2 protein-coding genes are annotated in these 685 nt (G+C 65.1%); both read left to right on the top strand.

The features are described 5' to 3' along the window. Positions 1-134 precede the first annotated feature (134 nt). On the top strand, positions 135-377 hold the full coding sequence (locus tag U9977_RS18215) for a hypothetical protein (protein WP_322750482.1): 243 nt from the start codon (positions 135-137) through the stop codon (positions 375-377). Between the two features lie 17 nt (positions 378-394). Then, entirely contained in the window at positions 395-673 is a 279-nt protein-coding gene (locus U9977_RS18210) for a ribbon-helix-helix protein, CopG family (RefSeq protein WP_322750481.1), read from the top strand. Positions 674-685: the final 12 nt, after the last annotated feature.

The following is a 685-nucleotide window of genomic DNA, read 5'->3' as shown; positions in this document are numbered from 1 at the left end:
TTCGCCGAACTCACCCTGGCAAGCCGATCAGCCAGCTGGCAGGGCCTGCCATGTCCTGCCTCCGTTCAACGCAACAGGGCCCGCACATCTCGTGGAGGCTGACAGGAGAACCAGTTTCGTAATACGTTTGTCGGGTGCATGTTCACCGGTCGGCACGCAAGCATGGCATCGCCGACGCGGACAGCATCCATGCCGCCCAACGATTCCTGGTCGCCTATCCCCTCGGGGACGACGACGAGGAGCCGCGTCGGGAGCTGCGGTTGGGCCCGGACCGGGCGGGCAACCTGTTGGAGATCGTCGTCCTACTCCTGGACGACACAGATCTGATCATCCACGCGATGCGAATGCGGGCGAAGTACCGGGATCTTCTGCCGTGATCAGTGAAAGGTGTGTCATGACGGACAGCAGTGAAAGGGCACCGATGTCGAACGGTGTGCCGGTGACCGACGAGCTGGTGGATCGGCTGGCGGCGGAGGCTGAGGCCGGTTATGACGTTGCGGAACTGCGTCGACGCGGGGGCCGCCGTCCGCTGGGGTCGGCTCCAGCAGATGTGGTACCGGTGCGGCTGGACCCGGAACTGCGGGCGGCACTTGCCGCGCGGGCGGCTGCTGATCATACGAACACCAGCGACGTCATCCGTCAGGCACTCCGGGCATGGCTCGACGTCGCGTAGTCGTCGACGTCC

The organism is Protofrankia sp. Cas8 (assembly GCF_963555845.1).
Taxonomy (GTDB): Bacteria; Actinomycetota; Actinomycetes; order Frankiales; family Frankiaceae; genus Protofrankia.
This window is presented reverse-complemented; position numbering and strand designations above follow the sequence as displayed.